The 18,185-nt window shown below is 74.3% G+C and carries 18 protein-coding genes and 1 pseudogene; 8 read left to right on the top strand and 11 right to left on the bottom strand.

All coding sequences use genetic code 11. The features are described from left to right. Positions 1-65: 65 nt before the first annotated feature. From ung to IE271_RS30250, 5 genes are all read right to left on the bottom strand, one after another. Entirely contained in the window at positions 66-752 is a 687-nt protein-coding gene (gene ung / locus IE271_RS30230; RefSeq protein WP_190193654.1) for a uracil-DNA glycosylase, read from the bottom strand. 201 nt (positions 753-953) lie between these two features. After that, positions 954-1,715 (bottom strand): SDR family oxidoreductase, encoded by a 762-nt coding sequence (locus IE271_RS30235; RefSeq protein WP_190193655.1) that lies wholly within the window; start codon positions 1,713-1,715, stop codon positions 954-956. Between the two features lie 19 nt (positions 1,716-1,734). Beyond that, positions 1,735-2,496 carry a 3-oxoacyl-ACP reductase FabG gene (fabG, locus tag IE271_RS30240; RefSeq protein WP_190193656.1) on the bottom strand — a complete coding sequence of 254 codons (762 nt, stop codon included), beginning with the start codon at positions 2,494-2,496 and terminating at the stop codon, positions 1,735-1,737. Between the two features lie 184 nt (positions 2,497-2,680). Continuing rightward, positions 2,681-3,076 (bottom strand): DUF3037 domain-containing protein, encoded by a 396-nt coding sequence (locus IE271_RS30245; RefSeq protein WP_190193685.1) that lies wholly within the window; start codon positions 3,074-3,076, stop codon positions 2,681-2,683. 47 nt (positions 3,077-3,123) lie between these two features. Next, on the bottom strand, positions 3,124-3,882 hold the full coding sequence (locus IE271_RS30250) for a HipA family kinase (RefSeq protein ID WP_190193657.1): 759 nt from the start codon (positions 3,880-3,882) through the stop codon (positions 3,124-3,126). Between the two features lie 51 nt (positions 3,883-3,933). Between IE271_RS30250 and IE271_RS30255 the strand changes: the two genes are divergently transcribed. The 3 genes and pseudogenes from IE271_RS30255 (at position 3,934) to IE271_RS30260 (ending at position 6,715) form a co-directional block, all read left to right on the top strand. After that, the gene (locus tag IE271_RS30255) at positions 3,934-5,436 is read left to right on the top strand and encodes a DPP IV N-terminal domain-containing protein (protein WP_373308862.1); all 1,503 of its coding nucleotides are present in this window, start codon (positions 3,934-3,936) and stop codon (positions 5,434-5,436) included. An 18-nt stretch (positions 5,437-5,454) separates the two neighbouring features. Next, positions 5,455-6,156 (top strand): annotated as a pseudogene (locus IE271_RS44040) (prolyl oligopeptidase family serine peptidase); the annotation flags it as partial. Positions 6,157-6,229: 73 nt separating this feature from the next. Continuing rightward, complete coding sequence (locus tag IE271_RS30260; protein ID WP_190193658.1) at positions 6,230-6,715, top strand: Rieske (2Fe-2S) protein; 486 nt, start codon at positions 6,230-6,232, stop codon at positions 6,713-6,715. A 213-nt stretch (positions 6,716-6,928) separates the two neighbouring features. On the opposite strand, the gene IE271_RS30265 is transcribed toward IE271_RS30260, so the two are convergent. Beyond that, the gene (locus IE271_RS30265) at positions 6,929-8,260 is read right to left on the bottom strand and encodes an aminotransferase class I/II-fold pyridoxal phosphate-dependent enzyme (protein ID WP_190193659.1); all 1,332 of its coding nucleotides are present in this window, start codon (positions 8,258-8,260) and stop codon (positions 6,929-6,931) included. 35 nt (positions 8,261-8,295) lie between these two features. Between IE271_RS30265 and IE271_RS30270 the strand changes: the two genes are divergently transcribed. Together IE271_RS30270 and IE271_RS30275 are read left to right on the top strand one after the other, a co-directional pair. Then, positions 8,296-9,000, top strand: a complete 705-nt coding sequence (locus IE271_RS30270) for a pyridoxamine 5'-phosphate oxidase family protein (protein WP_229919643.1) — start codon at positions 8,296-8,298, stop codon at positions 8,998-9,000. Next, positions 8,994-9,626 carry an FMN-binding negative transcriptional regulator gene (locus IE271_RS30275; protein WP_190193661.1) on the top strand — a complete coding sequence of 211 codons (633 nt, stop codon included), beginning with the start codon at positions 8,994-8,996 and terminating at the stop codon, positions 9,624-9,626. Before IE271_RS30270 ends, IE271_RS30275 begins: the two co-directional genes overlap by 7 nt. Before the next feature lie 428 nt (positions 9,627-10,054). Here IE271_RS30275 and IE271_RS30280 read toward each other — a convergent pair whose 3' ends face one another. The 3 genes from IE271_RS30280 to IE271_RS30290 form a co-directional block, all read right to left on the bottom strand. After that, on the bottom strand, positions 10,055-11,065 hold the full coding sequence (locus tag IE271_RS30280) for an EamA family transporter (RefSeq protein WP_190193662.1): 1,011 nt from the start codon (positions 11,063-11,065) through the stop codon (positions 10,055-10,057). Between the two features lie 99 nt (positions 11,066-11,164). Next, positions 11,165-11,689, bottom strand: coding sequence for a Clp protease N-terminal domain-containing protein (locus IE271_RS30285; RefSeq protein WP_229919644.1), 525 nt, complete (start codon positions 11,687-11,689; stop codon positions 11,165-11,167). A gap of 265 nt (positions 11,690-11,954) precedes the next feature. Continuing rightward, entirely contained in the window at positions 11,955-12,623 is a 669-nt protein-coding gene (locus tag IE271_RS30290) for a PadR family transcriptional regulator (protein ID WP_190193664.1), read from the bottom strand. A 194-nt stretch (positions 12,624-12,817) separates the two neighbouring features. Between IE271_RS30290 and IE271_RS30295 the strand changes: the two genes are divergently transcribed. Continuing rightward, complete coding sequence (locus tag IE271_RS30295) at positions 12,818-13,627, top strand: PhzF family phenazine biosynthesis protein (protein ID WP_190193665.1); 810 nt, start codon at positions 12,818-12,820, stop codon at positions 13,625-13,627. Positions 13,628-13,730: 103 nt separating this feature from the next. Here the strand turns inward: IE271_RS30295 and IE271_RS30300 are convergent, their stop codons facing one another. Continuing rightward, entirely contained in the window at positions 13,731-14,531 is an 801-nt protein-coding gene (locus tag IE271_RS30300; protein WP_190193666.1) for a CPBP family intramembrane glutamic endopeptidase, read from the bottom strand. Between the two features lie 166 nt (positions 14,532-14,697). Further along, positions 14,698-16,221: a glutamate-cysteine ligase family protein gene (locus IE271_RS30305; RefSeq protein ID WP_190193667.1), complete on the bottom strand. Its 1,524-nt coding sequence runs from the start codon at positions 16,219-16,221 to the stop codon at positions 14,698-14,700. A gap of 701 nt (positions 16,222-16,922) precedes the next feature. Between IE271_RS30305 and IE271_RS30310 the strand changes: the two genes are divergently transcribed. Together IE271_RS30310 and IE271_RS30315 are read left to right on the top strand one after the other, a co-directional pair. Beyond that, positions 16,923-17,546: a hypothetical protein gene (locus tag IE271_RS30310; RefSeq protein ID WP_190193668.1), complete on the top strand. Its 624-nt coding sequence runs from the start codon at positions 16,923-16,925 to the stop codon at positions 17,544-17,546. 380 nt (positions 17,547-17,926) lie between these two features. Further along, complete coding sequence (locus tag IE271_RS30315) at positions 17,927-18,133, top strand: DUF5999 family protein (RefSeq protein WP_190193669.1); 207 nt, start codon at positions 17,927-17,929, stop codon at positions 18,131-18,133. Positions 18,134-18,185: the final 52 nt, after the last annotated feature.

The raw sequence follows: 18,185 nt of genomic DNA on the forward strand, positions 1-18,185 counted from the left end.
GTGACCGGACGACGGCCCGGTCACGGACCCGCCTCCCACTTCCCGGGGCCGGGAGTCCGCCGGCCTCACTTGCCGAGGTCGGGAATCCGCCAGTCGATCGGCTCGTGCCCCTGCCGGGCCACCGCCTCGTCGATCTGCGTGAAGGGCCGCGAGCCGAAGAACTTCTTCGCGGACAGCGGCGAGGGGTGCGCGCCCTTCACCACGGCGTGCCGGCTCTCGTCGATCAGGGGGAGCTTCTTCTGCGCGTAGTTGCCCCACAGCACGAAGACCGCCGGGTCGGGCCGGTCGGAGACCGCCCGGATCACCGCGTCGGTGAACTTCTCCCAGCCCTTGCCCTTGTGCGAGTTGGCCTCGCCCTCGCGGACGGTGAGCACCGCGTTGAGCAGCAGGACGCCCTGCTCGGCCCACGGCATCAGATAGCCGTTGTCCGGGACCGGGTGGCCGAGCTCCTCCTTCATCTCCTTGTAGATGTTGCGCAGGGAGGGCGGCGTGCGCACCCCGGGGCGGACCGAGAAGCACAGGCCGTGGCCCTGGCCCGCGCCGTGGTACGGGTCCTGGCCCAGGATCAGTACCTTGACCCGGTCGAACGGCGTCGCGTCGAGCGCGGCGAAGACCTCCTCGCGCGGCGGGTAGACGGGACCCTTCTCACGCTCCTGCTCCACGAACTCCGTGAGCTCCTTGAAGTAGGGCTTCTGCAGCTCCTCGCCCAGGACGCCGCGCCAGGACTCGGGCAGCATGGCGATGTCGGTCACGTCGGGTTCCTCCGGTGTGCAATCACGTACGAGAGCACAGAACCTACCGCCGCCCACCGACAATCGGGCCGGGCGGCCGGAACCGGTGGTGCCCCGTCCGGTCGGAACGGCCCGGACGGGGCACCTGGCGTACGCACCGCTGCGGACCGCGGGCCACACGGGGCGGCGGTCCGAGCAGGACAGCGGGCCGCGGACCGCCGCTCAGGCCACGCCCGCGTTGAGGAAGAGGCCGCCGTCGACGACGAGCGTCTGACCGGTGATCCAGTCCGACTGCTCCGAGGTGAGGAACGCGGCGGCGCCCCCGATGTCGGACGGCGCGCCGAGCCGGCCGAGCGGGTAGCCCGCCGACGCCTCCGCCTCCCGCCCCTCGTACAGGGCCTGCGCGAACTTCGTCTTCACCACCGCCGGGGCGATCGCGTTGACCCGCGCCCCGGGCGCGAACTCGTGCGCCAGCTGCAGCGTCAGGTTGATCATCGCGGCCTTGCTGACGCCGTACGCGCCGATGAACGGGGAGGCCGAGACGCCGGCGACGGAGGCGATGTTGACGATCGCGCCGCCGTTCTCCTTCTGCCAGGCGTGCCAGGTCTTCTGCGCGAAGCCGAGCGCCGAGACCACGTTGGTCTCGAACACCTTGCGCGCGACGTTCAGGTCGAGGTCGGCGATCGGCCCGAAGACCGGGTTCGTACCGGCGTTGTTGACCAGGAAGTCGACGCGGCCGAAGGCCTCCATGGTGCGCTCGACGGCGACGGCCTGGTGCTCCTCGTCGTGCGCCTTGCCGGCGACGCCGATGACGCGGTCGGAGCCGAGCGCCTCGACGGCCTCCTTCAGGGCGTCCTCGTTGCGGCCGGTGATGCAGACGCGGTCGCCGCGCGCGACGAAGGCCTCGGCGACGCCGTAGCCGATGCCCCGGCTGGCGCCCGTGACCAGGGCGACCTTGCCGGAGAGCTCGGGAAGTGCGGTCATGTTCGGTGTCTCCCGGCCCCTAGTCGAGCGGCCCGCCGGCCACGTACAGCACCTGACCGGAGACGAAGCCCGCGTCCTCGCCCGTGAAGAAGGCGATGGCGTTCGCGATGTCGTCGGGGCGGCCCACGCGCTGCACGGGGATCTGGGTGGCGGCCGCGGCCTGGAACTCCTCGAAGTCCATGCCGACGCGCTCCGCGGTGGCGGCGGTCATGTCGGTGACGATGAAGCCGGGGGCGACGGCGTTGGCGGTCACGCCGAACTTGCCGAGCTCGATGGCGAGGGTCTTGGTGAAGCCCTGCAGGCCGGCCTTGGCGGCGGAGTAGTTGACCTGGCCGCGGTTGCCGAGCGCGGAGGACGAGGAGAGGTTGACGATCCGGCCGAACTTGGCGTCCACCATGTGCTTCTGGACGGCCCGCGACATCAGGAACGCGCCGCGCAGGTGCACGTTCATGACGGTGTCCCAGTCGGCGGCGCTCATCTTGAACAGCAGGTTGTCGCGGAGCACACCGGCGTTGTTCACCAGGATCGTCGGTGCGCCGAGCTCCTCGGCGACGCGTGCGACCGCGGCCGCGACCTGCTCCTCGTCGGAGACGTCGCAGCCGACCGCGAGGGCCCGGCCGCCCGCCGCGGTGATCTTCTCCACGGTCTCCTTGCACGCGGCCTCGTCGAGGTCGATCACCGCGACGGCGCGCCCCTCGGCTGCCAGTCGTACGGCGGTCGCGGCGCCGATGCCGCGCGCGGCGCCGGTCACGATCGCGACGCGCTGGTCAGTGGTGGACATTGCTGGTTCTCCTCGCCCTTGGAAAGCCTGACGTGCACAACCGTGCGGGAGCCTCGGGAAGCCTCGTGTGCGGCTCGCGCGGCCACCCCTCCCACCGATGAGCGACCGCTTAGTACCTTCGGCACACGTGACGCTAGAAGCGATGGCACCCGGTGTCAACGGCGCATCGCCCGGCTGTGATCCATTACCTCACCAGCACGTCCAGCAGCCGCTCCGCCTCGGCGACCGGGTCGACGGTCAGACCGGTGTGCACGGGGCCCGGCTGGACGACGGTGGACCGGGGTGCGACGAGCCAGCGGAAGCGCCGTCCGGCGTCGTCGCGCGCGGCCTGGCCCGCCGCCCGCCCTCCGGCGCACACACGCTCGACGGCGCTCAGCGCGGCGCGTACGGCCGCCGCGTCCGCCGCCGGGTCGAGCGCCAGCAGTCTGCCCTCGTCCAGGTGGGTGCGCGCGGTGACGAGGGACCGGGCCCGGCAGTAGACCAGGACGCCGGCGTTGATGCACTCGCCGCGCTCGACGCGCGGCACGACGCGCAGCAGCGCGTACTCGTAGACGTCCTTCCCGCCCGCCGCGCCCGCCACGTTCGGGCCGCTCGCTCCGCCCGGTCCGCTCACCGCGTCCCACCCGCTCACTTGCCTGCCTCCTGGATGCGCTCGTGGATGAGGGCGGCGCGCGCGAGGAGCGGCTCCGCGTAGGCGCGCCGCAGCGCGTCCGGGGTGTCGAAGCCGGGTTCGTCCGCCAGCCACTCGTCGGGGACCTCGGCGGTGACCTCGGCCAGCAGGTCCTCGGTGACCAGCGGCGCCAGCTCCGCGGCCGCGGCGGCGACGTCCGGGCCGAAGGGCGCGAGGGCGTGGTCGGAGGCATCGTACGGGCGCTCGGCGAAGCGCTGCGCGCCGGGCCAGTTGTGGTGCCAGATCATCGTGGCGCCGTGGTCGATCAGCCACAACTCCCCGTCGCGGACCAGCATGTTAGGGTTCCGCCACGATCGGTCGACGTTGTTGACCAGCGCGTCGAACCAGACGATCCGCCCGGCCTCCTCGGGGCCCACCCGGTGCGCGAGCGCGTCGAAGCCGAGCGCCCGGGGGAGGAAGTCCATCCCGAGGTTCGTCCCGCCGCTCGCCTTGAGCAGCTCCTGCACCTGCTCGTCGGGCTCGCCGAGCCCCAGGACGGGATCGAGCCCGACCGTCACCAGGCCGGGCACGCGCAGACCCAGGCGGCGGGCGAGTTCACCGCAGACGACCTCGGCGACGAGCGTCTTGCGGCCCTGTCCCGCGCCGGTGAACTTCATGACGTACGTCCGCAGGTCGTCCGCCTCGACGAGACCCGGCAGCGAGCCGCCCTCACGCAACGGCGTGATGTAGCGGGTCGCGATCACTTCCTTGAGCATCGCCCCAGGCTACTGGGGCGGCCCCCCGCACCGGACCACGAGAGGATCACCATGCCCACCGAGGACCTGCCCCTGCAGTTCGCCCGCACGAGGCGCTTCTCGCTCGGCGTGCCGCGGCGCTTCACCGTCTCGCCGGACGGCAGGCGCGTGCTGTTCGTGCGCACCGCCGGCGGCCGCAGCGCCGTGAGCGGCCTGTGGATGTCCGAGGACGGCGTGGAACGCCTGCTCGCGGATCCGCTCGCGCTCGGCGGCACGGAGGCGGAGGGCGACGTCCCGGAGGCGGAGCGCGTCCGCCGCGAGCGGGCGCGCGGGACCGGCGGCGGCATCACCGCGTACGCCGCCGACGCGGCCTGCCGCCTGGTGGCCTTCACGCTCGGCGGGGACCTGTGGACCGTGCGCACGGACGGCGGCGGCCCGCGCCGCGTCCCCACCGCGGGACCGGCCGTCGCGCCGCAGCCCGGCCCGGACGGCAGCCGGATCGCCTACGTCACCGGGGGCGCCCTGCACGTCGTGGACGCCGACGGCGGCCGCGACCTGGTCCTCGCCCCGCCCGAGGGCCCCGAGGCGGCGTACGGGCTGCCCGACCACGTGTCGGCCGAGTCGATCGGCCGGACGCGGTCCTTCTGGTGGTCGCCGGACGGGGACGCCCTGCTGGCCGTGCGGGTGGACACCTCCGGCGTCCAGCGGTGGTGGACCGCCGACCCGGCCGACCCCGCCCGGCCGCCGCGCGCGGTCGCGTACCCGGCGGCCGGCACCGCCAACGCGCGCCTCTCGCTGCACGTCCTGCGGCTCGACGGCGGCCGGGCCGACGTCCGCCTGCCGGAGCGGGCCGGCTCCTCGCACCCGACGGGCGCCTGGACGGACCCCGCCTTCGAGTACGTCGTCGCGGCGGGCTGGGACGGCCCGGGCCCGTACGCCGTCGTGCAGACCAGGGACCAGCGCTCGGCGCTCCTGCTCGGGATCGACGCCGCGACGGGCGCGACGGAGCCGCTGTCGGAGTTCCGTGACGGTCACTGGCTGGAGTTCGTGCCGGGCACGCCCCTGCGCACGCCGGCCGCGGGATGGGTCGTGACCACGCAGGAGGGCACCCGGGGCCTGCTGATGACCGGCACGGGCGTCCGCACGCCGGAGGGCCTGTACGTGGAGGAGGTGTACGGCGTCGCGGACGGGCGGCTGTACTTCGCGGCGGGCGAGGACCCCACGGAGACCCATGTGTGGGCCTACTCCCCCGCCGCGGGCTTCGAGCGGCTGACCGACGGGCCCGGCCTCCACTCCGCCGCCGTCGGGGGCGGCACCGTCGTCCTCGACAGCAGGACCATGGCCGGGCAGACCGTGACGGTCCTGCGCGACGGCGCACCGGCGGGGAGCATCCGGGTCCTGGCCGAGCGGCCCGTCGTCGAGCCCCGGCCGCGCTTCCTCACGCTCGGCGACCGGCAGCTGCGGGCCGCCCTGTACCTGCCGTCGTCGTACGAGCCGGGGCCCGGCCGGCTGCCGCTGGTCGTGCACTCGTACTCCGGTCCCGGGCTGCGGACCGTGGTGCGGGCGGCCGCCTAGCACCACGCGGTCAACCAGTGGTACGCCGAGCAGGGCTTCGCCGTGCTGTCGGTCGACGGCCGGGGCACACCGGGGCGCGACCGGGACTGGGAGACCGCGATCCACGGCGACCAGCTGGGCCCGGTGGTCGAGGACCAGGCCGACGCCGTGCGCGCGGCCGCGGCCCTCTTCCCCGAACTGGACACCGGGCGCGTGGCGATCCGCGGCTGGTCCTTCGGCGGGTACCTCGCGGCGGGCGCGGTGCTGCACCGGCCCGACGTGTTCCACGCGGCGGTCGCGGGCGCGGCCCCCACCGACCTGCGGCTGTACGACACCCACTGGAAGGAGCGCTATCTGGGCCACCCGGACGTCCAGCCCGAGAACTACGAGCGGTGCTCCCTGGTGGCGCACGCGCACCGGCTCACGCGTCCGCTGATGCTCGTCCACGGCCTGGCCGACGACAACGTGGTGCCCGCGCACGCCCTGCGCCTGTCGGCGGCGCTGCTCGCCGCCGGACGCCCGCACAGGGTGCTGCCGCTGCCCGGCGCGACGCACCTGGTGACCGCGGAGGGCGTCGCCGACACCCTGCTGCGGTGCGATCTGGCCTTCGTCCAGGAGTCCTTGGGGAACGGGTCCTCCGAGGAGGAGTACGCGGAGGAGCAGTCGGAGTCCGCGTCCTCGGAGTCGGAGGAGGGGTCCTCCCGGAAGGAGCCCCGGGTGAAGAAGCCGCCGCGGCGGTGAACGGGCAGCGGCGGCCGTGCGTACTGCTGGGCGGGTCAGGAGATCCCGTACCGTCACGGAAAGGGCCGCCACCATGCACAGGACATCGTTCGGGGCCGCGTCCGGGCCCGCCCGGCGCGCCGTTCTCGCGGCGGCCGGCGCGGCCGGTGCCGCGGCCGCGCTGACCGCCTGCGGGGGCTCGGACGACGGCTCGCCGGGTTCGGACACCGCGGCGCCCGCCGACGGCGGGAACGGCGCACCCGAGGGCGGTGAGGCCGGTGCGGACGGCGGCGGGCGGGCGCTGGCGTCGACGGCCGACATCCCGGAGGGCGGCGGCAAGGTCTTCGCCGGCCAGGAGGTGGTGGTCACCCAGCCGAGGGCGGGCGAGTTCAGGGCCTTCTCGTCCAAGTGCACGCACCGGGGGTGCGCCGTGAAGGGCGTCGCCGACGGGGTCATCACCTGCCCCTGCCACGACAGCCGGTTCTCCGCCGAGGACGGCAGCGTCGAGAAGGGCCCGGCGACCGGCCCGCTGCCCGCCGTGCGGATCACGGTGGACGGGGAGTCGATCCGGCTGGCGTGAGAACGGCCCGGACGACGGGCGGGGCGCCCCGCGCGGAGGGACGAGGGAGCCGCCGCGGGGTGCCGGAGGGAACGGGCGCGGGGACGCCGTCGGAGGGCGTCCCCGCGCCCTTCCGCGACCACGCCCTTCCGCGAGCACGCCGGGCGCAGCGGCCGAGCAGCGGCCGGGGCCCGTCACGGCCACGCCCGGAGACGGCCCGCGCCGCCGCGTCCGCTACACGTAACGCCTCGCCGGTGCCGGCCCGGCCGCCGAGGCGACCGCGTCGGCCAGCGGGGCGATGTCGTCCGGGGAGAGGGACGAGACGGTGATGCGCACCCCTGGGGGGGCGTCCATCCGGAAGCGGGCCCCCGGGGCGACCGCCCAGCCGGAGTGCAGCAACCGGGCCACCACTCCGGTCTCGTCGGGCACGGGCACCCACACGTTCATCCCGCTGCGCCCGTGGGCCTCGATGCCGCGCGCGGCGAGCGTCTCGATCAGCGCGTCGCGCCGCTCCCGGTACGAGGCGGCCACGGCCCGTACGTCCACGGCGCCGTCCTCCCACAGCCGTACGACGGCCCGCTGCAGCAGCCGGCTGACCCAGCCGGGGCCGAGCCGCTGCCGCCCCAGGACGCGGTCGACGGTGACGGCGTCCCCGGTGAGCACGGCGAGGCGCAGGTCGGGCCCGTACGCCTTGGCCGCCGAGCGCACGAACGCCCAGTGGGCGGTGGCCCCGGCCAGGGGGTGCAGGGGCAGGTCCACGATGCGGTGCCCGTGGTCGTCCTCGACGAGCAGCACCTCCGGGTGGTCCGCCAGGACGGAGCGCAGGGCCCGCGCGCGCGAGGCGCTCACCGCGGCACCGGTGGGGTTCTGCGCGCGGTCGGTGACGATCAGCGCGCGGGCACCCGCCCGCAGGGCGGCGCGCACGTCGTCGGGGAGCGGTCCCTCGTCGTCGACGCCGACGGACAGCAGCCTGAGTCCCATGGCCGGGGCCAGGTCCAGCAGGCTGCGCCAGCCGGGGTCCTCGACGGCGACGGCGTCCCCGGGACGCAGATGGACCGCCAGGACGCGCTCGATGGCGTCCAGCGAGCCCGAGGTGACCGCGATCGGCCCGTCCGGCACGCCGTCGGCGTCCAGGTCGGCGCGGGCGGCCCGCGCCAGCCCCGGCTCCACGGCGGCCTCCCCGTAGAGCACCGGTTCCCGGTCCCCGCGGCCCGCCGCCCGTGCGAACGCCTCGGCGAGCGGCGGCAGCAGCGCGGTGTCCGGATTGCCGTCGGACAGGTCGCGGACGCCGGGCGGCACGTCCACACGGAAGCGCTCGCGGGCGGTGGTGGCCGGTTTCGGCCGCACCCGGCTGCCGCGGCGGCCCGCCGTCTCGATGACGCCGCGTTCGCGCAGCGTGCGGTAGGCGGCCGCGACCGTATTGGGATTGACCCCCAACTCTCCCGCCAACTCCCGCATGGGCGGCAGGAGTTGGCCGGGCTCCAGCTCTCCCGAACCCACCGCGCGCTCGACGCTGGCCGCAATCTCGGCTGCGCGCCGACCCTCGATCCGATACTCTCCTAGCACAAACAGCATTATGTACTAGTGCAATGGAGAGCGCAATGCCGGAGACGAGTGCCGCGCCCGTGACGACGCCGGACGCCGCCTACACGCCCACCGACCGCACCGTCCCCACGCGCTCCGCGAAGCGCGCCGCCTACGACCACGAGACGGTGCACTCGATACTCGACGAGGGGTACGTCTGCCATCTGGGCTTCGTCCGCGACGGGGCGCCGGTCGTGCTGCCCACGCTGTACGGGCGGGTCGGCGAGCGCCTCTACGTGCACGGCTCGACGGGTTCGCGCCCGCTGCGGGCGGCGGGCGACGGCCCGCAGGACGACCCCGGCCTCGCCGTCTGCCTGACCGTCACGCACGTCGACGGCCTGGTCCTGGCCCGCTCGGCCTTCCACCACTCGGTCAACTACCGCTCGGTGGTGGTGCACGGCACCGCCCGCCAGGTGACGGACCCCCGCGAGAAGCGCGAGGCCCTGGACGCACTGGTCGACCACGTGGTCCCGGGCCGCGCCCGCGACTCCCGGCCCGCCAGCGCCAGGGAACTGGCCGCCACGGCCGTGCTCCGCCTGGACCTCGGCGAGGTCTCCGCCAAGCTGCGCACCGGCGGCCCGAACGACGAGCCCGAGGACCTCGCGCTGCCGCACTGGACCGGGGTCCTGCCCCTGCGCAAGGGCTACGACGCCCCGGTGCCCGCCGCCGACCTGGCGCCCGGGATCGGGGTACCCGACTACCTGAGGGCACTGGCATGCTGATCCACCCCTGGGACGCGGCCCGCGACGACGCCGAGTGGCAGCACTGGCTCACCGCCCACGACTTCGGTCAGCTCGCGGTCAACGGCCCGGACGGCGAGCCGCCGTTCGTCCAGCCGATGCACTTCGCCTACGACGCCGGGCGCGGTGAGGCGCTCGCCCACCTGGCCCGCCCGAACCCGCTGTGGCCGGCGCTGGAGTCCGCGCCGGCCGTGACGCTGAGCGTGGTGGACGACTACGTGTTCGTGCCGGGCCCCTGGCAGGCCCCCTCGGACGTCCCGTCCGAGCACGGCGTGCCGACCAGCCTCTACGCGGCGGTGCAACTGCGGTGCACCGCCCACGTGGTGGACGATCCGGCACAGAAGGCCGAGCTGCTCAACCGGCAGCTCGGCCACTTCCAGTCCGCCGGCGGCTCCGCGCGCGCGGCCGTCGGCGAGGCCCCGTACGGCCGCCTGCTCCCCGGCATCCGGGGGCTGCGGCTCGAAGTGACCGGCGTACGGGCGAAGTTCAAGTACGCCGGGCACAAGCCGGAGGACGTCCGCGGCCGCATCGCCGCCGGACTGGCGGGGCGGGACGGACCGGGGGACGCGGCGGCCCGGGAGCACCTGCTGCGCAGGCGGGGCGCCTGAATGCGCGGCGGGCCGGGGGCCGGGCCGCGACCGGAGGGGACGCGCCGCGCGGCCACCACCGCCCGCGGGAACGGGTCCGGGCCCGCGAACAGTAGGAACGGGACCGGGACCGGGACCGCGAGCAGGCGGAACGAATCGAAGGGACCGCGCGTGGCTCCGGGGGACCGCGCGGCGGCGGAGGCACAAGGGCGGCCCGCGGACCGACGCCGCAGCCGCAGCCGCAGTCGCAGTCGCCCACCACGTGCCCGGCGGACCGCGTACCACCGCCCCGGTCGGCCGCGTGCCGTGCGAGCCCCACAGGGGTGGGCCCGCACGGCACGCGGCACCTGGTAGGCAGCACTCGGCACGTGGCACCGCTGCGGGCTCGCGTAGCGTCCCCGCCGGGGCCGTGCGGGGCCGGTCGGCCGGGGCAACCGCGCCGGACCGGCCTAGGTGGGGGTCCCCCGGGCGGCCACCCGGCTCTCGGGACCGCCCGCGCTCCCCGCGACGGGTTCCGCGGCGGCCTTGGCGGGCGCTGCGGACTGGGCGATGAACGCGCCGGCCAGCACCACCGCGCCGCCGGCGATCTGCGGCGCCGACAGGTGCTCGCCGAGCAGTACCCACGCCGCGACCGTCGCGATGACCGCCTCCAGGCACGCCACGACGCCTGCCACCTGCGGGGAGAGCCGGCGTACGGCCAGCACGCCGGTGACGTACGCGGCGACGGTGGCCACGAGGACGATCCAGGCGAGCAGCAGCCCGGCCGCGACGGGCGTGCCGTCGAGGTCGGCGGTGCCGCCGAGCACCGCCCATTCCATGGTCCAGGGACGCGCCACGGCGGTCAGCACGGCCGCGCCGACGAGCAGTCCGTACGCGATGACGCCCAGCGGGTCCGGCGCCTCGTCGCCCGCGTCGCCGCCCTGGTCGGACAGGACGAAGTAGCCGACCTGGCAGCAGGCGGCGCCGAGCGCGAGCAGGAGCCCCAGGGGGTCGAAGCCGAGCCCCGCCCAGACCTCGACCACGCAGGCCAGCCCGCCGACCGCGAGGACGACGCCGACGGCGGCGGCCCGCGTCACCGGACGCCGCTGCACGAACCGCACCCACCCGAGGACGAGCGCGGGCGCGAGGTACTCGACCAGCAGCGCCACCCCGACGGGGATGCGAGAGAGCGCGGCGAAGTAGCAGGCCTGGACGCCGGCCACGGCCAGCAGCCCGAAGCCGGCGAGCAGCCCGGGGCGGCGGCGCAGCAGGGCGCGGTGGCGGACGGCGTACGGCAGCATCACCAGCGCGGCGCCCGCGACCCGCAGCCACACCACGTGCAGTGGGTCGAGGCCCGCCTCGATCAGCGGCTTGGCCGCGACTCCGGACCCGCCGAAGGCCACGGCCGACACGAGCGCGAGCACGAGCCCGGTCCTCCCGGCACGGGGGACCCCACCACTCCCAGACGTATGCACCGGCACATGATGACAGGCGTGGACATGACCGTCACCCCCGTTGACACCTGTCTCACCCGGTGGACGCGTTCCCCCTCGCGCGGCGGGTCCGCCACCCGCTCCCCGTCATCCGGCGGGCCCGTCCCCCGCCTCGACGCGCGCCAGCAGCCGCCGTGCGTCCACCCCGGCGTGTCCGAGCACCTCGGAGGCGCGCGACCCGGGGTGCGCCACGAGTCCCGCGAGCAGGTCGACGCCGCGAGGGAAGCACTCGCCCCGCCGCGCGGCGCGCGCGGCCGCGTACTCCATCGCGGCCGTCGCCGCGGGCGACCAGCCGCCCTCGGTCACGACCGGTACGGCACCCGAGTCCTCGACCGCGCCCTGCCAGCGCAGTCCGTAGCCGATGCTGCGCTGGACGAGGTAGCCGAGCAGTCTGGCCGGCTGCGCGTCGCCGAAGACCGCGCGCACCTCGGGGTCGGACTCCAGCAGCGCGTGGAGCAGATGGGCCGTGTCGATGTGGCGGTCGGCGTCGCGCTGGGCCCTGCGGCGCGCGCCGGCGACCACCGGTGCCAGCCCGGGACCGAGCCCGGACGCGGCGTCCGTTGCGTTCGGACCGCTCCCGGCGGCCGGTTGCTGGGGAGTACAGGGCTGCACGTTCCCCACCCCATCAGCCGTCCCGTCGAAGGTCATCCTCGTCGAGAAGCATTTCGGCGTCCGACAGGAGGTGGGCGTCCAGGAACGTCTTCTCCTCCTTGGGGATGACTTCGACGTCACTCCCCCCTCACCGGCCTCAGCGGGTGCGTCTCGCCCTTGCACGGGAGAGGCGGAGGACACCAGGGCGCCCCGCGGACTCCTTCCGCGGGGCGCCGTCCGCGCCGGGAGGATGCGCCGGGGCCGGCGCACTCCCCAGGGCGGGCCATCAGTCCTCGTCGGCGAGGATCAGGTACAGCCTCTTGCGGGCGTCGTTGACGACGGCCAGTGCCTTCTCGCGCTGCTCCTTGCTGCCCGTCTTCCAGACCTGCCCGAACGCCTCCATCAGGCCGACGCCGGCCTGCCGGACGTCGTTCAGCGCCTCCCAGTCGACGCCGCGCGAGGCCTCCTCCCAGGGCGCCTCGGGGCCCTCGTCGGCCGCGGCGCGCCCCTGCTCGGTGAGCGAGAAGAGCTTCTTGCCGCCCTCGGTCGCACTGCTGATCAGGCCCTCGTCCTCCAGCAGCTGGAGGGTCGGGTACACCGAGCCCGGGCTGGGCTTCCACGCCCCGCCGCTGCGCTCGGCGATCTCCCTGATCATCTCGTAGCCGTGCATGGGCCGGTCCTTGAGCAGGGCCAGGATCGAGGCGCGGACGTCACCGCGCCGCGCCCTGCCCCGCCCCGGACCGCGGCCGCCGCGGCCCCAGGGGCCCGGGCCGAACCCGGGACCACCGAAGCCCGGGCCGCCGAATCCGGGCCCGAAGGGGCCGAAGGCCGCACGCCGCCCTTCGGGGCCACCCGGGCCGGGGCCGCCGAATCCGGGGCCGCCGTGACCATGCCCATGACCGCGTCCTCGTCCGGGACCGAAGCCCGGACCGTACTCCTGTCCGTGGGAACGCATCGCACTCACTCCATTCTTCTTCGATCGATTGCGATGTCTCGACGATATATCGGAACCAATCGGATGACAAGGCCCTGCCGCACGTCGGCCGCGACCGACCGGCGGACGGAGCGACGGCGTCCGGCGCCGACCGGTCCACGCACCCCGGATTGGCCTTGGCCCGCCCCGCTGACCTGCGGCTAGCGTGCTGCTCCATGCGGATCCGAATCGTCGACGCCTTCACCGACCGGCCCTTCTCCGGCAACCCGGCCGGAGTCCTCCTCCTGGACGAGTTCCCGGAGGACGCCTGGCTCCAGAACGTGGCCCTGGAGGTGAACCACGCCGAGACGGCCTTCGCCCACCGGCTGCCGGAGGGCGGCGGGGCCGACTGGGCGCTGCGCTGGTTCACCCCCGCCACCGAGGTCGCGATGTGCGGCCACGCGACGCTGGCCACCGCCCACGTCCTGCGCTCCACGGGCGCGCACGAGGGCCCGGTCCGGTTCGCCACCCGCAGCGGTGTGCTGACCGCGCTCCCGGACGAGGACGGGTCGATCACGCTCGACTTCCCGACCGCGCCGCTCACCCCGGCCGCGGTCCCGGACGGCGTCGCCGGCGCCCTGGGCGCCACGCCCCTCGCCGCCCGCGACACCGGCCCGGACGTCGGGGACCTGCTGGTGGAGCTCGCCGACGAGAAGACGGTCGTCGGCCTCTCCCCCGATGTGAAGGCCCTGGCCGCCTTCTCCGAGCGCGGCATCATCGCGACGGCCCGCGCCGAGGACCCCTCGCGCGGCTACGACTTCGTCTCCCGCTGCTTCTTCCCCAACGTCGGCATCGACGAGGACCCGGTCACCGGCAGCGCGCACACCGCCCTCGCCCCCTACTGGTCCGAGCGGATCGGCCGCCCCGACCTCACCGGACTGCAGGCCTCGGCCCGCTCCGGCCTGGTCCGCACCTCGGTGCGCGGGGAGCGCACCCTGCTCGGCGGCCGCGCGGTGACGGTCGTCGAGGGCGACCTGCTCGTCTGACGGCGCCCGCCCCGGAAGGCCCCGCACGCAGTCCGAGGGGCGTACGCGTCCACGCGTACGCCCCTCGGCAGACCGACGGAAGCGGGTCCGGGCCGTCGGCCGCTCAGGCCGTCGGCAGCCACCCCACCTTGCCCGCCAGCAGCGCGTACCCGACGAACGCCCCGACGTCGAGCAGCGTGTGGGCGACGACCAGCGGCCCCACCCGGCCCCAGCGCCGGTAGAGGTACACGAAGACCACGCCCATCACCAGATTGCCGACGAACCCGCCGACGCCCTGGTAGAGGTGGTACGAGCCGCGCAGCACGGAGCTGCCCGCCAGGGCGGCGGCCGGGGTCCAGCCCAGTTGGTGCAGTCGGCGCAGCAGGTACCCGACGACGACGACCTCTTCGAGGACCGCGTTCTGCACCGCGGACAGGACCAGCACCGGGTACTTCCACCACACGTCGGGCAGTGCCTCGGGCACCACGGTGAGGTTGAAGCCCAGGCCGCGGGCGGCCAGGTAGAAGGCGATGCCGGCGCTGCCGATCACCGCGGCGATCACGGCGCCCCGCCCGAGGTCGGGCCACGGGCGCGTGCGGTCGAACCCGATCGTGCGCAGGCCCGCGCCCTCGCGGAGCAGGAAGTGCGCGACGAGCGCGACCGGCACCAGCGCGGACGCGATGCCGAAGAGCTGCCAGGCCAGGTCGAGCCAGGGCCGCCCCGGCGCCGCCGACGCGTTGAGGGTGGCGGCCTGGTCCTTCAGACCGCCCGGCCGGGTGACCGAACCGATGAAACTGATGAGCGCGGACACCCCGCTCGCCCCGAGCGAGAGCCCGAGCACCAGCAGCGTCTCGTCGCGCACGATCCGCCGCGCCGGCCGCCCCGCCGGCAAAGAGCCGTCCGCCGGCCCCGCCTCCGCCTGCACCTGTGCCTCCCGTCCCCGTGGACCCGTAGCGCCCCGTGTCACCCGTGAAGATGCACGGGAAGCCGCCGGGGCCGATGCCCATGAGCGTACGGAGACCGCCTGTGACAGAACCACGAGGGGGCGCACCGGTGACCGGCGCGCCCCCTCGGCGGACGGGCCGCCGCCGTCAGCCCAGCGGCGGCGCGGGCTTCGGCGCCTCCACCGGCCAGGTGTGCACGGGCTCCCCGATGTGCATGAGCTCGCTGTAGCGGCGGGTGGTGGCCGCGAGGGCCTCCTCCCTGCTCATGCCGCTGTCCAGCGCCTCGTGGAAGGTGCGGGCCTGCCAGGAGGCGCCGTTGGTGCGCCGCTTGCACCGCTCCTCGATCACTCCGAGGTACAGGTCCCGGTCGGCGGGCGCGATGCCCCACGCGTCCAGGCCCGCCGCGGCGAGCGGCAGCAGCTCCTCCTGCACCAGCCGGACCGCCTCCACCTCCTCGACCCCGCCGTGCCGGCCGCGGCCCGGCCACCGGAAGCGGGCGTCGATGCCGTGGCGGCACGCGGCCTCGAAGTTGCCGGCCGCCGCCTCGAAGGGCATCCGGGTCCACACCGGCCGCTCCTCGTCGGCGAGCGCCCGCACGACCCCGTAGTAGAAGGCCGCATTGGCCACGACGTCGACGACCGTGGGCCCGGCGGGCAGCACCCGGTTCTCCACCCTCAGATGCGGTACGCCCTCGTCGTCGAGGTCGTACACCGGGCGGTTCCAGCGGTAGACGGTGCCGTTGTGCAGCACGAGTTCGGCGAGCCTGGGCGCGCGGCCCTCGTCGAGGACGGCCTGCGGGTCCTCGTCGTCGCACATCGGCAGCAGCGCGGGGAAGTACTTGATGTTCTCCTCGAACAGGTCGTACGCCGACGAGATCCAGCGCTCCCCGAACCAGGTCCGCGGCCGTACGCCCTGGGCCTGCAGCTCGGGCGGGCGGGTGTCGGTGGACTGCTGGAACAGCGGCGGCCGCGACTCGCGCCACAGTTCGCGCCCGAACAGGAACGGCGCGTTGGCGCCCACCGCTATCTGCGCGGCGGCGACGGCCTGCGCCGCGTTCCACACGTCCGCGAACCGTCCCGGCGTGATCTGCAGGTGCAGTTGCACGGACGTGCAGGCGGCCTCGGGCGCGATCGACGCCGAGGTGCACCGCAGTCGCTCCACTCCCTCGATGTCGAGCGCGAAGTCCTCGCCGCGGGCCGCCACGATCTGATCGTTGAGCAGGGTGTAGCGGTCGACGTCGGAGAGGTTCGCGGAGACGAGGTCGTCGCGCCGCAGCGTCGGCAGAATGCCGATCATCACGATCCCGGCGTCGACCTCTTTCGCCTTGCGGTGCGCATAGGCGAGAGAGGTGCGCAGCTCCTCCGAGAGCCGGTCGAATACGCGGCCGTCGATGCTGTGCGGGGCGATGTTCACCTCGAGGTTGAACATCGCGAGTTCCGTTTGGAAATCACGGCTCGCGATGCGCTCCAGGACCTGCGCATTCATCATTCTCGGCATGCCGTCGAGCCCGGCGAGATTCAGCTCGATCTCCAGGCCCATGAGATTCCTGGGGCGGTCGAACCGCTTCTCGTCCAGCAGTCGCTCCAGTACCGCCAGGCACTGCTGGAGCTTGTCGCGGTAGCGCTGCCGATCGGACAGGCCGAACGGTCCCGCCACGACCTTCTCCCCCATCGAAGCGTCCCTCCTCGAGCGGGCAGGTCGTTCCGCCTGCCGCTGGTGTTACTGGGGTCACGGTGGATGATGCCCAGGCAATGTGATCCGTAACGCCGCGGACGGAACCCCTGAGCGCTACGCTGAACATCACTCTCCTCCGGCACATTCACGCGGCATGGAGCAGTACGGAGTTTTCACGTGCAGATGCTCGTGAAAAACGCCGACAACAATCGGCCGTCCGCTCCGACAACGTAAAGCAAGGTCAACGACGGGTACCCCCGAAGAATCGGCATGAAACACAACAATTCTTCGACCGAATTGAGTCTTGTTTTTAATACGTCGAACAGGTAGCGGAAACCTGGAGCGAACACGCATCGTATAAACTCCACAAAACGAGGCAGAGAGAGTTGGCGCTCGCGGTCCTGGGCCCTGTCGTCGAAGTGCCGTCGTTCGCCCGAGGATGCGGGCCGTGCGTCGTCCGGCGTACGCGATCATCACGAGCCCGAAGGTTCGGTGGAGGCACCCTTGGTCCCGGCGGCCGCGGGGGACGCCATCGCGACCCTCCGGCGGCGGGGCGAGCGCACGGGCCGGCGTCACACGGCGCGCGGCACTTCACCACATGGACCGGGTCGCGGCCACCACACCTCTGACCGGTAGCTGACAGCGCCGTCCGCCCCCGCCCTCGCGCCGCCCTGCCTGTGAATGAGAGGCGACCCACCATGCCGCTGCACGTGCCCCCGGCTCCCGCGCCCGCCCTGCGTACCGTCCTCACGGCTCTCGGCTCCCCCACCGCGGTCCGTGAGGCCCGCACCCCGTCCCTGCGCGCCGCCCAGGGACCCGTCACGCCCGAGACCCCGCTGCCCGTCCACGTCCTGGACCGCCTCACCCCGGCCGGCACCCCGGCCACCCGGCTCGCCGGGTGGCGCTTCCTCATCCGCTCCGGCGACCACGCCGTGGCGGCGGCCGAGACCCGGCTCACCCCCGACGGCTGGGTCTTCGCCCGGTTCTTCGAGGGTCCCTACCTGGCCTCCACCGAACGCGCCCTGCGCCAGGCCGAGGCCCTCCAGCAGCCCTACCAGGCACGCCTGCTGTCCGTGCCCGAGCTCTACATGCTCACGCTCTGGCTGCACGGCGACGTCGCCTCGGACGGCACGGCGGGCCACCCGGCCGCAGCCGACCTGCTCGTACCGCTGGCACCCGCACCGCCGGGCATAGCGGCGCACCGCCCGCACCGCGTCGCCGACCTGCTCCCCGTGCTCACGCACCGGCTCATGCCCGCACCACTGCTCGGCTCCCCCGCCTCCCCCGCCTCTCCCACCTCCGCCTCGCCCGCTCCGGCCTGACCCGGCCGTCCGCCCCCTCGTGCCCCGCCGCCCGACGGGCCGCGGGGCACAGGCGCGTCGGAAGTCCCGCCGCCCCGTGCACCCCACTGCGCACAGTGACGCTCAGGGGACGCATCGCGTCCTCGGCCCGTTCGGACTAGCCCCATCCGACCACGGCCAATCACCCGAATACACACTGGAGTTGAGATGAACCACCCATGCGGGTGGTGCGTCATCAACCTGTGAGGAGTGCTGCCGCGAAATCCCTGCGGATTGACGTCCGTAGGGCAACACTGGGTCCCGAACCATCTGACAAACGGGGGGCGGCCATGAGCGTGACGCGCCGCGTGACAGACCGTACGACCACCGACGACACCACACCACAGCGAAAGATCCCATCCATGTGCCAGCACCAGCCACCGTGCCCGACAGCCGACTCCGCCGACCGGGAGGCGGCCGCCCTCGTGGCGCACCACCCGGAGCAGGGATGGAGCCTGCTGTGCAACGGCGTCCTGCTCTTCGAGGACACCGGTGAGCTCCTGCCGGACGGCCGGGTCATCGCCCCGCACCGCCCGCTGGGCACCGACCAGGTGATGACGGCCGCCTGAGGCCGCCGCACGTGAACAGCCGCACGTGAACAGCCGAGGGCCGGTTCCGGGA

The sequence above is a fragment of the Streptomyces minutiscleroticus genome, assembly GCF_014650875.1.
In the GTDB taxonomy this organism is placed as follows: domain Bacteria; phylum Actinomycetota; class Actinomycetes; order Streptomycetales; family Streptomycetaceae; genus Streptomyces; species Streptomyces minutiscleroticus.

Excerpts from the sequence above, each read along its gene's own strand:
- IE271_RS30235 (WP_190193655.1), bottom strand. The coding sequence starts at position 1,715 with ATGACCGCACTTCCCGAGCTCTCCGGCAAGGTCGCCCTGGTCACGGGC.
- fabG (WP_190193656.1), bottom strand. The coding sequence starts at position 2,496 with ATGTCCACCACTGACCAGCGCGTCGCGATCGTGACCGGCGCCGCGCGC.
- IE271_RS30250 (WP_190193657.1), bottom strand. The coding sequence starts at position 3,882 with ATGCTCAAGGAAGTGATCGCGACCCGCTACATCACGCCGTTGCGTGAG.
- IE271_RS30255 (WP_373308862.1), top strand. The coding sequence starts at position 3,934 with ATGCCCACCGAGGACCTGCCCCTGCAGTTCGCCCGCACGAGGCGCTTC.
- IE271_RS30260 (WP_190193658.1), top strand. The coding sequence starts at position 6,230 with ATGCACAGGACATCGTTCGGGGCCGCGTCCGGGCCCGCCCGGCGCGCC.
- IE271_RS30270 (WP_229919643.1), top strand. The coding sequence starts at position 8,296 with ATGCCGGAGACGAGTGCCGCGCCCGTGACGACGCCGGACGCCGCCTAC.
- IE271_RS30275 (WP_190193661.1), top strand. The coding sequence starts at position 8,994 with ATGCTGATCCACCCCTGGGACGCGGCCCGCGACGACGCCGAGTGGCAG.
- IE271_RS30290 (WP_190193664.1), bottom strand. The coding sequence starts at position 12,623 with ATGCGTTCCCACGGACAGGAGTACGGTCCGGGCTTCGGTCCCGGACGA.
- IE271_RS30295 (WP_190193665.1), top strand. The coding sequence starts at position 12,818 with ATGCGGATCCGAATCGTCGACGCCTTCACCGACCGGCCCTTCTCCGGC.
- IE271_RS30305 (WP_190193667.1), bottom strand. The coding sequence starts at position 16,221 with ATGGGGGAGAAGGTCGTGGCGGGACCGTTCGGCCTGTCCGATCGGCAG.
- IE271_RS30310 (WP_190193668.1), top strand. The coding sequence starts at position 16,923 with ATGCCGCTGCACGTGCCCCCGGCTCCCGCGCCCGCCCTGCGTACCGTC.
- IE271_RS30315 (WP_190193669.1), top strand. The coding sequence starts at position 17,927 with ATGTGCCAGCACCAGCCACCGTGCCCGACAGCCGACTCCGCCGACCGG.